This is a genomic window from Hymenobacter nivis (genome assembly GCF_006439025.1).
Taxonomy (GTDB): domain Bacteria; phylum Bacteroidota; class Bacteroidia; order Cytophagales; family Hymenobacteraceae; genus Hymenobacter; species Hymenobacter nivis_A.
Genome location: NZ_RCYZ01000005.1, coordinates 239,095 through 251,939 on the forward strand (window position 1 = coordinate 239,095; position 12,845 = coordinate 251,939).

The 12,845-nt window shown below is 64.0% G+C and carries 15 protein-coding genes; 7 read left to right on the forward strand and 8 right to left on the reverse strand.

Translation table 11 applies throughout. The features are described from left to right. The first annotated feature begins 71 nt into the window (after nt 1–71). On the forward strand, nt 72–599 hold the full coding sequence (locus tag EAH73_RS13520) for an ExbD/TolR family protein (protein ID WP_140467391.1): 528 nt from the start codon (nt 72–74) through the stop codon (nt 597–599). Next, nucleotides 596–1,426: an energy transducer TonB gene (locus EAH73_RS13525; RefSeq protein ID WP_140467393.1), complete on the forward strand. Its 831-nt coding sequence runs from the start codon at nt 596–598 to the stop codon at nt 1,424–1,426. Before EAH73_RS13520 ends, EAH73_RS13525 begins: the two co-directional genes overlap by 4 nt. Before the next feature lie 72 nt (nt 1,427–1,498). Here EAH73_RS13525 and EAH73_RS13530 read toward each other — a convergent pair whose 3' ends face one another. The 4 genes from EAH73_RS13530 to mnmD are packed head-to-tail and all read right to left on the reverse strand — an operon-like array spanning nt 1,499 to nt 4,364. Beyond that, the gene (locus EAH73_RS13530) at nt 1,499–2,041 is read right to left on the reverse strand and encodes a GDYXXLXY domain-containing protein (protein ID WP_140467395.1); all 543 of its coding nucleotides are present in this window, start codon (nt 2,039–2,041) and stop codon (nt 1,499–1,501) included. Between the two features lie 39 nt (nt 2,042–2,080). After that, nucleotides 2,081–3,334 (reverse strand): DUF2157 domain-containing protein, encoded by a 1,254-nt coding sequence (locus EAH73_RS13535; RefSeq protein ID WP_161599549.1) that lies wholly within the window; start codon nt 3,332–3,334, stop codon nt 2,081–2,083. Continuing rightward, complete coding sequence (locus EAH73_RS13540) at nt 3,324–3,620, reverse strand: hypothetical protein (RefSeq protein WP_140467399.1); 297 nt, start codon at nt 3,618–3,620, stop codon at nt 3,324–3,326. The genes EAH73_RS13535 and EAH73_RS13540 overlap by 11 nt, the downstream gene beginning before the upstream one ends. 27 nt (nt 3,621–3,647) lie before the next feature. Continuing rightward, nucleotides 3,648–4,364, reverse strand: a complete 717-nt coding sequence (gene mnmD, locus EAH73_RS13545) for a tRNA (5-methylaminomethyl-2-thiouridine)(34)-methyltransferase MnmD (protein ID WP_140467401.1) — start codon at nt 4,362–4,364, stop codon at nt 3,648–3,650. A gap of 35 nt (nt 4,365–4,399) precedes the next feature. Between mnmD and EAH73_RS13550 the strand changes: the two genes are divergently transcribed. Both EAH73_RS13550 and rlmN read left to right on the forward strand, forming a co-directional pair. After that, complete coding sequence (locus EAH73_RS13550; RefSeq protein ID WP_240047244.1) at nt 4,400–4,801, forward strand: thioesterase family protein; 402 nt, start codon at nt 4,400–4,402, stop codon at nt 4,799–4,801. Between the two features lie 39 nt (nt 4,802–4,840). Further along, a complete protein-coding gene (gene rlmN, locus EAH73_RS13555) occupies nt 4,841–5,920 on the forward strand; it encodes a 23S rRNA (adenine(2503)-C(2))-methyltransferase RlmN (protein WP_140467405.1) in 1,080 nt (359 codons plus the stop codon). A 70-nt stretch (nt 5,921–5,990) separates the two neighbouring features. Here the strand turns inward: rlmN and EAH73_RS13560 are convergent, their stop codons facing one another. Next, nucleotides 5,991–6,734, reverse strand: coding sequence for a hypothetical protein (locus EAH73_RS13560; RefSeq protein WP_140467407.1), 744 nt, complete (start codon nt 6,732–6,734; stop codon nt 5,991–5,993). A 39-nt stretch (nt 6,735–6,773) separates the two neighbouring features. Further along, nucleotides 6,774–7,715 carry a YihY/virulence factor BrkB family protein gene (locus EAH73_RS13565; protein WP_240047245.1) on the reverse strand — a complete coding sequence of 314 codons (942 nt, stop codon included), beginning with the start codon at nt 7,713–7,715 and terminating at the stop codon, nt 6,774–6,776. A 269-nt stretch (nt 7,716–7,984) separates the two neighbouring features. Here EAH73_RS13565 and EAH73_RS13570 point away from each other — a divergent pair, with 269 nt between their 5' ends. Beyond that, a complete protein-coding gene (locus EAH73_RS13570; protein WP_161599550.1) occupies nt 7,985–9,223 on the forward strand; it encodes an MFS transporter in 1,239 nt (412 codons plus the stop codon). A 57-nt stretch (nt 9,224–9,280) separates the two neighbouring features. Here the strand turns inward: EAH73_RS13570 and EAH73_RS13575 are convergent, their stop codons facing one another. Further along, nucleotides 9,281–10,267 carry an NAD-dependent epimerase/dehydratase family protein gene (locus tag EAH73_RS13575; RefSeq protein ID WP_140467413.1) on the reverse strand — a complete coding sequence of 329 codons (987 nt, stop codon included), beginning with the start codon at nt 10,265–10,267 and terminating at the stop codon, nt 9,281–9,283. Between the two features lie 224 nt (nt 10,268–10,491). On the opposite strand from EAH73_RS13575, the gene EAH73_RS13580 reads away from it, so the two are divergent. Further along, nucleotides 10,492–11,133 carry a hypothetical protein gene (locus EAH73_RS13580; RefSeq protein ID WP_140467415.1) on the forward strand — a complete coding sequence of 214 codons (642 nt, stop codon included), beginning with the start codon at nt 10,492–10,494 and terminating at the stop codon, nt 11,131–11,133. A 17-nt stretch (nt 11,134–11,150) separates the two neighbouring features. Further along, the gene (gene kbl / locus EAH73_RS13585; RefSeq protein ID WP_140467417.1) at nt 11,151–12,347 is read left to right on the forward strand and encodes a glycine C-acetyltransferase; all 1,197 of its coding nucleotides are present in this window, start codon (nt 11,151–11,153) and stop codon (nt 12,345–12,347) included. A gap of 129 nt (nt 12,348–12,476) precedes the next feature. Here kbl and EAH73_RS13590 read toward each other — a convergent pair whose 3' ends face one another. After that, nucleotides 12,477–12,836 carry a hypothetical protein gene (locus tag EAH73_RS13590; RefSeq protein WP_140467419.1) on the reverse strand — a complete coding sequence of 120 codons (360 nt, stop codon included), beginning with the start codon at nt 12,834–12,836 and terminating at the stop codon, nt 12,477–12,479. Between the last annotated feature and the right edge of the window lie 9 nt (nt 12,837–12,845).

The window sequence follows — 12,845 nt, forward strand, 5'->3', positions numbered from 1 at the left end:
CCCTAAAACCTGCAATAAGGGAATATAGCGGTGCGTTGGTGGTTCATCTTCCACTCATCGCCCCGTTGCCTATGGCCGCCATCGAACCGAAAGCCTCCGCCCCCGCTCCCAACGGCCGCCGACGAAGCAAGAAGATGTCGACCCGCATCGACATGACGCCGATGGTGGACCTCGCGTTTCTGCTGCTCACGTTTTTCATGCTCACCACCACGTTTGCCAAGCCCTACGTGATGCAGCTGACCATGCCCGTGCCCGACGAAAAGCACATTTCTGAGGTGCCCGCCTCGAAAAGCCTGACCGTCATCCTGGGCAAAAACCACCGGTTGCACTACTACTTCGGCCTGAACCAGCCGGCCGACAAAACGGTGGCCGCCGCGCGGCTGGAAACCACCGATTTTGGGTCCCGCGGCATCCGGCAGGTGCTGCTGGACCGCCAGCGCCGGGGCCCCGTAGTGGTGCTCATCAAGCCCGGCGCCGACTCGCAGTACAAGGACATGGTGGACATTCTCGACGAGATGAGCATCACCAACCAGAAGCAATACGCCCTCACCAAGCTTTCCCCCGCCGACCTCACCCTTTTAACCACCAACGCGTTATGATGAACAATGCCCAGCTGGCCACGGCCAGCCTCGACGACATCGTATTCGACGGCCGCAACCGGACCTACGGGGCCTACGTGCTGCGCCATATCTACCAGCGCAACGTGACGCGGGCCCTCGGCATTGCCCTGGCACTGCTGGCGTTGCTGGTAGGCGGCCAGGCGCTGGCCCGGCTAATTAGGGGCCCCGAGGTGATTGCGCCCTTCGTGCCCAAGGGCATTGGCAACCCCGAGGTGAAGCCGATGAAGGTGGACCCGATTGTGCTACCCCCGCCAGCCGTGGCCGCGGTGCAGCCCAAAACGGTGGCCATCAACTCAACCAAGTTCGATAACATAAAGATCGTCCACAACAACGTGGTCACCGAAGACATCCCGGAGCAGGAAGTACTGGCCAGCACCCACGTAGCCGCCATGACCATCAAAGATGGGATTGAAGAAGGTTCGCTGAAAGAGCTTGAAAGTACCTTGGGGCCCAACACCGCCACGAGCGAAACCGTCAGCGACAAACCCTATCTATCAGTCGAGCAAATGCCCGAGCTGCCCAGCGGCGGCGGACAGGCCGGCATCGTGGCGGCGATTCAGAAACTGGCGCGCTACCCCACCCAGGCCCTATCCGCCGGCGTGGAAGGCAAGGTGTTCGCTAGTTTCGTGGTGAACGCGCAGGGCGAGGTGACGGACCTGAAAATTGTGAAGGGCTTGGGCTCGGGCCTCGACGAGGAGACGCTGCGGGCCATCAGCAAGCTGCCGCGCTTCATTCCCGGCCGGCAAAACGGGCGCGCCGTGAGCGTGCAGTACACCGTGCCGATTTCCTTCCACCTGGACAAGTAGCGCAGTGGTTTTACTAATAGAAAAGCCCTTGGCCGTGTGGTCAAGGGCTTTTTTATTGGCTTTCGGAATAGCTTATTCGCCTACTTCCACGATGCGCGCTTGGCCCCAGGGCGCGATGCGCACCTGCACCCGCAGCGGCCGGGCCACGGTGGACTTGCGCAAGATGCTGGCCGCCGGCACGTAGTAGCGCTCCAGGCCGTAGCGCAGCCCCAGGGTACGCGGGAAAACGTCGGTCACCCAGCCGCGCAGCACGGCCTGGCCAGCAGCAGCGCGGGGCTCGTCGGCGTACACACCGAGCACTTCGGCGGCGGTGGGGGCCCCGGCGGCGGTGAGCAGCACATACACGCTTTGGCGGCGGCTGGGTGCGCCGGGGCCCCGCCACTGGGCCTGGGGCACCGTGGCCACGGCGTAGCGCAGGCGCACGAAGTCGGTGGTTTTGAGGGTAGTGAGGTCGGCGGGGGTGGCGGCCAGCACCACGGCCTTGCCCAGGGCGGTGGTGGCGTAGCCCGCGCCGGCCACGCCCAGCACGTACAGCACCTGGGCCCCCACCAGCAGCCGCGGCAGCAGCTTGAACCGGAGCGGAGCTTCGGGAACGGCGGCGAAAGCAGTGGCCATAGGCTAGTGTTTTAGAGACGAAAGAGATGGTAGCGCGCGCTACTCGGCGGGCTCCGCTGGGGCCCCGGGGGATGCGCTGGGTGTCCCAGCGGCGGCCAGCACCCGGGCGTTGCGGCGGCGCAGGTACCAGCTCAGGCCCAGCAGCAGCACCCCGCCGAGCAAAAAGAACAGCGACTTATCCAGGAACGCCCACGTCAGCTTGAAGTACGCCACCATGGTGGCCCCCACGAACAACACCGTACCTAGGGTGAGCTGGTCGGCGCTACCGGCGCGGTGGGCCCGCACCAGCACCGACCCGGCGTGCGCGTACAGCACCACCAGCGTAGCAATGGCCAGCGGCAGCCCGCCCGGCAGGTAAAAGCCGGGCAGCAGCAGCAGCCAATCGGGCAGCGTATCGAGGCGACCGCGCTGCTTTTTGCCGGCCACCGACAGGGCAAGCACCGCCGCCAGGGCCCCCAGGTAGGCCAGCACCGGCGGGCGCAGCAGGTCGGCATAGGCATCAGTTTCGCCAAACAGGGCCAGGCCAAGGGCAAACAAGTAGGCGGCAATCAGCGGAGGGCCCTGGGCCGAGCGGCCCGCGGCGCGGTTGGGCTGCCAGTCGCCGGCGGCGTATACGAGCATGGCCGGGACGAAAAACCAGGTGATTTTGGCGTGCGAAACGCCCACCCACAGCGCCGCCTGCCACAGCAAGCCGGCCGATAGCACGGTGCTTAGCAGGCCGTCGGGGCGGCGCCACCAGAGGTAGCCCAGGCCCCCGGCCAGCAGCGCGGCGGTGGCGTAGCTGTAGCTGCCCAGTGCCTGGGTGCAATAGGTTTGCACCGCCGCCCCGATGAACACCGTGAGGGCAGCCAGCAGGCGGCTGCGGTGGGCGTAGGCCAGGGCCACGCCGGCCACCACCCAGGCCAGCAGCCCGCTGGCGTCGTAGCCCACCAGCTGGTAGGTTTGGCTGACGAGGATGATGCTGACGCCGAACAGCACCAGCCCCAGGCCCACCAGGCCCCGGCCCAGCGTGCGGTTGCCGCGCTGCATGAAGTAGTGCCCGCCGGCGTAGGCCCCCACCAAGCTACTGATAAGCAACGATAAGCGTGCCACCGGCGGCAGCGCGGCCCAGTTGGCCGCCACCACGCTCAGGGCGCTCAGGGCCACCAGCAAGCTGCCCAGCAGCGGCAGCAAGCCCACGGCGGGCACGGCATCGGGCGGGTAGCGGGCCAGCAACTGCTGCCGCTGGGCCTCCGTGATGAGGCCGTCGGCCACCCAGGCCGGGCTTTCGGTATCGAGAAATTTACGGCTCATTGCGGCCGCAACATACATTAGCCGGCACGGCCAGGGCAGTTTCCATCAGTTCGGCCACCGCCGCGTCCAGGCCGTGGTACCAATCGATGTGCGGCGACGTGGCCCCGCAGCCCCCGGGCAGCGGCGGGCAGTCGGTGTCGCGCCAGCGGCGCTGGCAGCGCGGGCACACGGCGCCCGTGTCGAAGGTGTTCCACACGCAGCCGCAGGTGCACTGCCAGTGGGCCCCGCCGTCGGGCTCCCAATGGCAGCGCGGGCAATAAATGGCCAGGGACGAATCGTTGGACATGAGACGGTTAAGTTAGCAAAAAAGCAGCTACGCCGGCTTGCGGGCCCGCGTCATTTCGCGCTTGCCGGGGGGCCCCGGCAGCTTTTCGGTGAGCCAGCCGGCGGCCCGCAGGTTGCGCCGAAACTGCCCCTGGGCGCAGTAGCTCACCAGCACAGCCCCGGGCGCGGCGGCCGCGTAGAGCTTCGCAAAGACAGCCTCCGTCCACAACTCGGGCTGCTTTTCGGGCGCAAAGGCGTCGAAATAAATGAGGTCGTAAAAGTCCGTACCAAGGGCAGCCTGTTGCACTGGCTCGTGAAGCTTAGTCAGGAAAAGCACTTCATTAAATTCTTCGACCTCGCCCCAGGGAGCCGCGTGTAGCCGCTTAAATGCTATACTCAATGCCATATTATCAGCCCACTGTGGTAGCAGGGCCGCAATCATATCGGGTGGCAGCGGATAAGTCTCGTAGCCATCGTATGCGATAAGCGCACCGACGGCAGTAGCTGCCTCCAAGGTTAACAAAGCATTTAGGCCGGTGCCCAGGCCTACTTCCAGTATCTGCATCATGCCTTCGTCGGGTCGGCCTAGTCCCGCCGCCAGCAAGGGCCCCAGCCCCGCTTCAATGAACACGTGGCGCGACTCCTGGGCGGCGCCGTGGCGCGAGTGGTAATGCTCGTCGAGGGCCGGCACGTAGAGCGTGGGCGAGCCGTCGGCGGTAGTGCGCACCTCTATTTTTGCTTCCTCGAAGGATGATAATTCATGCATAGCTAATTGAACCGATGGCCCGCGTAAAAGTAAGTTTGCCCGAAAGCTTTGGCTTCGCAACGGAAATTCCCGTCCGCATCACCGACCTCAACTACGGGGCCCACCTCGGCAACGACGCGCTGCTGAGCATCTTGCACGAGGCGCGGGTGCAGTACCTGGCCCACGCCGGCACGGCCGAGTTTGACGCCGCCACGCGGCTGGGCTTCATCATGGCCGATGTGGCCATCGAATACAAGGGCGAAGCGTTTCACGGCGACGTGCTGCGCATCGAAGTAGGGCCCCTGGACCTGAACAAGTACGGTTTCGACCTGGTGTACTGGGTGAAGAACCGGGCCGGCAAGGAAATAGCCCGCGCCAAAACCGGCATGCTCTGCTTCGACTACAACACCCGCAAGCTGCGCGGGCTGCCCACCGAGCTGGCGGCGCGGCTGGCATAGCCGGGAACCCAACGCCTTGCCTGCTTGTATCTTTGCCCTATGTTATTCGAACTGCCCCTCGCCCCCACGCCCACTAAGCGCGACATTCGCAAAGTTTCCGCCGACGACCTGAAGGCGTTCATGGTGGAGCACGGCGAGAAGCCCTTCCGCGCCAAGCAGGTACAGGAGTGGCTGTGGAAGAACGCGGCCGGCTCGTTTGAGGAGATGAACAACCTCTCGCTGGCCACCCGCGAGCTGCTGGGGGCCCACTTCGTCATCAACGGCGTGACGGTGCAAAACCAGCAGCGCTCCAACGACGGCACCATCAAATCGGCCTTCAAGCTCTACGACGGCAACATTGTGGAGGGCGTGCTCATCCCGCACGACACGCGGATGACGGCCTGCATCAGCAGCCAGGTGGGCTGCTCGCTGACGTGTAAGTTTTGCGCCACCGGCTACATGGACCGCAAGCGCAACCTCGACGCGGCCGAGATTTATGACCAGGTGGTGCGCATCCGCGAGCAGTGCGAGGGCCAGTACGGCACGCCGCTCACCAACATCGTGTACATGGGCATGGGCGAGCCGCTGCTCAACTACGCCAACGTGGTGGAAAGCGTGCGCCGCATCACGGCCCCTGACGGCCTGAACATGGCCCCGCGCCGCATCACCATCAGCACGGCCGGCATCGCCAAAATGATTAAAAAGCTGGCCGACGACGATGTAAAGGCCAACCTGGCCCTGAGCCTGCACGCGCCCACCGACGCCAAGCGCAACGAAATCATGCCCATCAACGAGGCCAATTCGCTGGCCGCGTTGAAGGAAGCCTTGCAGTACTACCACGAGAAAACCGGCCGCAAGGTCACCTACGAGTACATCGTATTCGAGAACTTCAACGACACGCTGGAGGACGCCGAGAACCTGCTAAAAATCAGCAAGTGGCTGCCCTGCAAAATCAACCTCATCGAGTACAACCCCATCGAAAACGCAGATTACCGCAACACCGGCGAGGAAAACCTGATGTCGTTCCACCAGTACCTGGCCGACCGCGGCGTGCAAACCAACCTGCGCCGCTCGCGCGGCAAGGACATCGACGCCGCCTGCGGCCAGCTCGCGGTGAAGGAAAAGGCGACGGCGGCTTAAATTACCTACCAGCCAAAATCTGGGGGCCCCATCGTTCTGGAAACGGTGGGGCCCCTGGCGCTTGTAGTAATTACTTCGTGTTGTTGAACAGCCGCAGCAACTGCGGGCAGTGCGCCTTCGTCCGGGCCCCTATTTCGTTGGCTATCATCAGCAGGAATTTCTGCGTAACGCCTTGCTTTTCATCGAGCACGCCCCCGTAAAGCTGCGTAATTTTGGTTTCTTGGATAGCAAAGGCGGCGGCGTATTCCTGCTCAAAGAGCACCGCCAGTTCGTTCCCGGTTTTTCCTTGTAGGCGGCCTTCCCTGTCCAATGTTGCGAAGCGTTGGCAGAGGTCATCACTGAAAGCCTGAGCGAATTGATTTTCAGCCTGAGTAGGCGCTGGGTTGTCGCCCAAGAAACGGCTGAAACGGCCGTACAAAACCGCCGCGACTGGGCACGTTTTCACGAGGCGCCGCGCGGTGGCGTCGGGCAAATCGGCTCGCAGTTGGTTGTACGCCCCGGTGGCTTTGGTGCGGCTGGCCAGCTGGCGTACATCGGCCGCGTGGCTTTCGACAACGGCGGCCAAGGTGCTTTGAAGCTCCTCATAGGCCTGCGCCAGACTGAGTGAATCGGGCGCCGCGCGGCTGGCTCGGTTGCCCAAGCGCTGGCAAGCATCGGCCGTTAGCAGCTTCACCAACCGGTTTTGGCCCCGTACCGAATCGGGGGCCGCCGCTCGCCGCTGGGACGCCGCTGCCAAGTTGCTCGCGAGTAGCAAGCAAAGCACGGCGGGAAGTGCAGAGCGAAGCAAATCGAAGCCGCTGGAAAGTGGGCGCATCGGGTACCTAGGCACTAAGCCAGCAACCACCCCGGGCCCCTAATCGCGCCAGCGGCCCGTGGCCTGGGGGCGGCCGGTGGCTTTCTCTGCTTCCGATTCGCCGGGCTTCACTTCCTCGGTGCGCACGCGCACGGCGTGGGCCTTAGGCTGCACTTTCTGGCCGAAGGCGTCGGCGAATTCCTGGGTGAACTCGGCGCCGAAAAAGATAATGAGCGACGAGTAGTTGATCCAGAGCAGCAGCACGATGGCCGAGCCCGCCGCCCCAAACGCCGAGCCGGGGTTGGCGTAGCCGATGTACACAGCAATGAGGAACTTGCCCAGCACGAACAGCAGCGCCGTGATGAAAGCGCCAATGCCCACGTCGCGCCACCGAATGATGGCGTCGGGCAGAAACCGGTAGATGAGGGCGAAGAGCAAAGTAGTGACGGCCAGCGACAACGAGAAATCAACCACCTTGATGGCCACTACCCCGGCGGCCGGAATGACGTGCTGGAGCCAGCCAGTGAAGGCGCTAAGCACGGCGCTGACCACAAAGGACACGAGCAGCAGCAGCGCCACACTCAGGATGAGGCCGAAGGAGAGCAGGCGCTGGCGCACGTAGTCGCCGATGCCGATGCCGGTGGTTTTCACCTTCAGGTTCCAGATGTCGTTGATGCTTTCCTGGAGGGTGACGAAGAACGTGGTGGCCGCAAAAATCAGCGTGCCCACGCCGATGGCCGTGGCCAGGCCGGTCTTGTCCTGCATGGTGAAGGTGGCGATGCTGTCTTGCAGAAATTTGGCCGAGTCGGACCCGACCAAGCCCTTGAGCTGGCCGTACACCTGGCCCGTTACGGCGTCGTGGCCCAAAAACTTGCTGGCCACCGTGATGACGATGAGCAGCAGCGGGGGCAGCGAAAAGATGGTGTAGTACGACAGCGCCGCCGCGTGCCGGAACGAGTTATTCTCCATGAACTCGCCCGCCGACGACTTCAAGACTTGCAAAACATCCGAAAATTTATACGTCGCCATCCAATAGCAGAAAGGTAAGGTCTTAGTACGGCTGCCCCTACCTTTCGTTTGCAAAATGAGTAATATCCTGGTTACGAAAGGATTATTTCCGCACGCCTAGGGCCCCCAAGCCCCGGGCCGCGCCGCCGCGCTGGGGGCCCAGGCGAGGCCCCCCCGGCGCGGCGGCGCAGCGGGTGCAATTTGGTGGGGCGGGGCCCTGGGGCCGGGGTGCACCTTTGCGGCCGCTTTCCCGTTGGAGGGGCGTGCTTTCTGCCTTCCGCTCGCTCGCCCACCGCAACTTCCGCCTCTACTACGCCGGGCAGTCGGTGTCACTCATTGGCACCTGGATGCAGCGGCTGGCCGTGGGCTGGCTCGTGTACAGCCACACCCACTCGGCGCTGCTGCTGGGCCTGGTCTCGTTCGCGGGCCAGATTCCGACGCTGCTGCTGGCGCCCTACGGCGGCACCGTGGCCGACCGCTACAGCCGCTACCGGGTGCTGCTCGTCACGCAGCTGGCCTCGCTGGGGCAGGCCTGCGTGCTGGCCTGGCTGGTGCTGAGCGGGCACTACGCCACCTGGGCCGTGGCCGGCCTGAGCCTACTGTTGGGCACTATCAACGCCTTCGACATCCCGGCCCGGCAGTCGCTGCTCGTGGAGCTGGTGGACGACCGCGCCCACCTGCCCAACGCCATTGCCCTGAACTCGACGATGGTGAACCTGGCCCGGCTGGTGGGTCCCGCCCTGGCCGGGCTGCTGCTGGCGCGCTTCGGCGAGGGCCCCTGCTTCGTGGTGAACGCCGTGAGCTTTGTGGCCGTGGTGGCCTCGCTGCTGCTCATGCGCATTGCCCCACGGCCGGTACGCGCCCACCGCCCGGGGGCCCTGGAAGGCTTGCGCGAGGGCTGGGCCTACCTGCGCGGGGCCCCCGCCCTGCGCCGCCAGATTTTGCTGATGGCGGGCATCAGCTTCTGCGCCATGCCGTACGGCACGCTGCTGCCAGTGTTTGCCAAGGATGTGTTTCACGGCCAGGCCGGTACCTACGGCTGGCTGAACAGCCTCGCAGGCCTGGGAGCCCTAGTTGGGGCGTTCTACCTGGCCTCGAGGCCCGCCGAAAACCGCCGCCCGCAGCTTATCACTTACGCGGCGCTGGGGTTTTGCGCCAGCCTGGTGGGCTTCGCGCTCAGCCCGCAGCTGGGGCCCGCGCTGGCCTTCATCACGCTGGGCGGGGCGGGCATGATGCTCTTCATCGCCGGCACCAACACGGCCATCCAAACCGATGTGGCCGACCACATGCGCGGCCGCGTGCTGAGCTACTACGTGATGGCCTTCCAGGGGGTGCAGCCGCTGGGCAGCCTGCTAGCCGGCTGGCTGGCCCGCCACTTGGGGGCCCCGCACACGGTACTGCTACAAGGCGCGGCGGGCCTGGCGGTGGCCCTGGCGTTTTGGTGGACGGGCCGCCCCGCCGACAAGCAGCAACTGGCCGAAGCCCGAGCGGCGGTCAGTTAGCGCCCCAGCGAAAGCAAAATTTCAGCTCATCCCACAATGCCCCAGGGCCCCGGGCAACTACGCTGGCTGCAACTCCTTCAGGTGCACCAGCATGTCCTGGGTCATCTTGGCCAGGTCGAACTCCGGGGCCCAACCCCAGTCGGCGCGGGCAGCGGAGTCGTCGATGCTGGCGGGCCAGGAATCGGCGATGGCCTGGCGGCCGTCGGGTGCATACGTTACCTGGAAACCAGGGACTTCCTGCTGGATGGCGGCCGTGATTTCGGCCGGCGCAAAGCTCATGGCGCCCAGGTTGTAGCTGGTGCGCACCTTGATGCGGTCGGCCGGCGCGTGCATCAGGTCCAGGGTGGCCTTGAGCGCGTCGGGCATGTACATCATGGGCAGGTAGGTGTCTTCCTTGAGGAAGCACTCGAAATCCTCGCCGGCCACGGCTTTGTGGTAGATGTCCACGGCGTAGTCGGTGGTACCGCCGCCGGGCAGGCTCTTGTAGCCGATGAGGCCCGGGTAGCGCAGGCTGCGCACGTCGAGGCTGTGGTGGCGGTGGTACCACTCGCACCACTGCTCGCCGGCCAGCTTGCTGATGCCGTACACCGTGTTGGGGTTCATCACGGTGGTTTGCGGGGTGTGCTCGCGGGGCGTGTCGGGCCCAAACACGGCAATGGAGCTGGGCCAGTACACCTGCGGCACTTGGTACTGCACGGCCAGGTTCAGCACGTTCAGCAGGCCGTCCATATTTAGCTTCCAGGCAAACATCGGGTCTTTCTCGGCCGTGGCCGACAGCAGGGCGGCGAGGTGGTACACCTGCACCGGCCGGTACTGCCGGATGAGGTCCTCCAGGCGGTCCTTGTCCAGCACGTCGAGCAGCTCGAAGGGCCCCCCGGCCAGGGCGTCCGGGTTTTTAGGGGCCCGCACGTCGGCCGCCACCACGTTTTCGGGTGCGTAGCGCTGGCGCAGGGCGGCGGTTAGCTCCAGGCCGAGCTGGCCGCAAGCGCCAATTACGAGTACGGTGCCGGGTAAAATATCGGTGTCGCCGGGGGTGGTGGCCATTGCGTTAAAATATAAGGATACGGAAAGGGTATAAATCGACCACAAAGATACCGCCGGCCCGCGCCCATCAGGCAGTTTTCACCGGGGCGGCGGCCAGGGCCCCCAGGGGGCGCAGGCGCGCGGTTACTTTCAGTCGCTCGCTAGGGGCCCCAAGTGTTTGAGAAGAACTAGCAGCCAAAGACGCGCGCGCCAGCAGGGCTTTGCTCTACGGTATATTCGGCCGCATGTTGGCCCTGCTCAATTGGTTTGTCGTTGGATTTGTGGCACTGGGGGCCCTGTTGGGTTTGGGCGTTCCGTACGCGCTGCACCTCGACAGCTTAAAAATGGACAAGCCAGTGGTGGTTTTTCGCAACCGACCCTGGCGCAACCTGTTAGGCCTGCTACTGGCTGGCATGCTATTGGGCATGGGAATCGTACTCGTAATCACCGCGGTGCGCAAAATCGACGAATTGTATCTCGTCTTGTTCAGCCTAATCGTGGCCACCGCGCTGCTGGTCTTAGGAGCTACCGGCTTCTGGCTACACGTAACCTATTGGCGCCACGACCGACGGGCAGTCCTCACAATTGACCGCACTTCGCAGCTGGCCACGTACACCAACGCGGGCACAACGCAGCAATTTGTACTGGCCGACGTAGCCAGCATTACCCAGTACGACAGTTATCGCCCGTCCGGTCACCGGATGACGTGGGATGGGTACAATTACCAGATTTGGGAACTGCACGATGGAACCTGGCTTGTGCTGACCTGTTTGCTGTATAGCTTCTCGGGGCCCGAGGACTTATTGCCGCCTGTCCGCTGCCGCACGGTGCGGCCGCGTATCTGCTGGCTGCCAGGCGACCCGCTGCTTAATTTTACTTTTTGTTAGCCACTACTTCCCCTTCCATGTACGCTACCCTTCAGCCCGACCTTCAGCAGCAGCTCCAGGACATTAAAGACAACGGCCTTTTCAAGAAAGAGCGCGTGATTACCTCGCCCCAGGGCGCGGAAATTGACACCCAGGAAGCCGGCGAAGTGCTCAACTTCTGCGCCAACAACTACTTGGGCCTCAGCTCGCACCCCGAAGTAATTCGGGCCGCCAAGCACGCCATCGACACCCACGGCTACGGCATGAGCTCGGTGCGCTTCATCTGCGGCACCCAGGACATCCACAAGGAGCTCGAAGCCAAGCTGGCCGAGTTCCTGGGCACCGAAGACACGATTCTGTACGCCGCGGCCTTCGACGCCAACGGCGGCGTGTTCGAGCCGCTCTTTAATGAGCAGGACGCCATTATTTCCGACGCCCTCAACCACGCCTCCATCATCGACGGCGTGCGCCTGTGCAAGGCCCAGCGCTACCGCTACCAGCACAACGATATGGCCGACCTGGAGAAGCAGCTCCAGGACGCCCAGGCCAAGGGCACGCGCCACCGCATCATCGTCACCGACGGCTCGTTTTCGATGGACGGCACCATCGCCCAGCTCGACAAAATCTGCGACCTCGCCGACAAGTACCAGGCCCTGGTGATGGTGGACGAGTGCCACAGCAGCGGCTTCCTGGGCAAAACCGGCCGCGGCACCCACGAAATGCGCGGCGTGATGGGCCGCGTCGACATCATCACCGGCACGCTGGGCAAGGCCCTGGGCGGCGCCATGGGCGGCTTCACCAGCGGCCGCAAGGAAATCATCGACATGCTGCGCCAGCGCAGCCGCCCCTACCTGTTTTCCAACACCTTGGCGCCCGCCATCGTGGGGGCCTCGCTGCGCGTGCTGGAACTGCTGACGGAGAGCACCCAGTTGCGCGACCAGCTGGAGGAGAACACCAAGTACTTCCGCGAAAAGATGACGGCCGCCGGCTTTGCCATCACGCCCGGCGAGCACCCCATCGTGCCCGTTATGCTCTACGACGCCAAGCTAGCCCAAGAATTCGCCGCCCAAATGCTGGCCGAGGGCATCTACGTGGTGGGCTTTTATTACCCCGTGGTGCCCCAGGGCAAGGCCCGCATCCGGGTGCAGCTCAGCGCCGCCCACACCCGCGCCCAGCTCGACCAAGCCATTGCCGCCTTCGTGAAGGTGGGCAAAGCCTTGGACGTGTTGAAATAGAATTCTAGTTGTTAGTTGCTCGTTGTCAGTTATTAGACCGAACAACTGACAACGAGCAACCAAAAAAAGGCGTCGCTCCCGAATGGGGGCGACGCCTTTTCTTTTCGGGGCCCTGGGGCCCTAATTCACTTACGCGGCGCGGAAGCCGGTGGCTTGACGGATGCTGCGCTCGTTGCCGGTGGCGGGGTCAGTGTAGCTGTGGTCGCTCACTTCCACCGACAGGTGCTTGCCGATCAGCTCCTTGGTGTCGAGGTCTTTGCCGTCGTGGGGCTGGATGCCCACGGCCGCGTACAGCGACAGGATGATGGGGTGGCCAGCGGGCGAATTGTAGAAGCGCTGGGTCACGAAGCCGTCGGCGCTTTCCATGCGGGCGGCGAAAAACGGCACGTTCTGGTGCTCACTGGTACCTTCTTCGATGTCGGTGATTTCGACCAGATGGCGGCCGTCGGGCAGGAAACCTTTGTCTTCTTTTTCGGTGGCAATTTTCATGGCGGGAAT

What these genes read in the sequence shown, in the direction of transcription:
- EAH73_RS13520 (WP_140467391.1), top strand. Translation starts at nt 72, where the DNA reads ATGGCCGCCATCGAACCGAAAGCCTCCGCCCCCGCTCCCAACGGCCGC.
- EAH73_RS13525 (WP_140467393.1), top strand. Translation starts at nt 596, where the DNA reads ATGATGAACAATGCCCAGCTGGCCACGGCCAGCCTCGACGACATCGTA.
- EAH73_RS13530 (WP_140467395.1), bottom strand. Translation starts at nt 2,041, where the DNA reads ATGGCCACTGCTTTCGCCGCCGTTCCCGAAGCTCCGCTCCGGTTCAAG.
- EAH73_RS13535 (WP_161599549.1), bottom strand. Translation starts at nt 3,334, where the DNA reads ATGAGCCGTAAATTTCTCGATACCGAAAGCCCGGCCTGGGTGGCCGAC.
- EAH73_RS13540 (WP_140467399.1), bottom strand. Translation starts at nt 3,620, where the DNA reads ATGTCCAACGATTCGTCCCTGGCCATTTATTGCCCGCGCTGCCATTGG.
- mnmD (WP_140467401.1), bottom strand. Translation starts at nt 4,364, where the DNA reads ATGCATGAATTATCATCCTTCGAGGAAGCAAAAATAGAGGTGCGCACT.
- rlmN (WP_140467405.1), top strand. Translation starts at nt 4,841, where the DNA reads ATGTTATTCGAACTGCCCCTCGCCCCCACGCCCACTAAGCGCGACATT.
- EAH73_RS13560 (WP_140467407.1), bottom strand. Translation starts at nt 6,734, where the DNA reads ATGCGCCCACTTTCCAGCGGCTTCGATTTGCTTCGCTCTGCACTTCCC.
- EAH73_RS13575 (WP_140467413.1), bottom strand. Translation starts at nt 10,267, where the DNA reads ATGGCCACCACCCCCGGCGACACCGATATTTTACCCGGCACCGTACTC.
- EAH73_RS13580 (WP_140467415.1), top strand. Translation starts at nt 10,492, where the DNA reads ATGTTGGCCCTGCTCAATTGGTTTGTCGTTGGATTTGTGGCACTGGGG.
- kbl (WP_140467417.1), top strand. Translation starts at nt 11,151, where the DNA reads ATGTACGCTACCCTTCAGCCCGACCTTCAGCAGCAGCTCCAGGACATT.
- EAH73_RS13590 (WP_140467419.1), bottom strand. Translation starts at nt 12,836, where the DNA reads ATGAAAATTGCCACCGAAAAAGAAGACAAAGGTTTCCTGCCCGACGGC.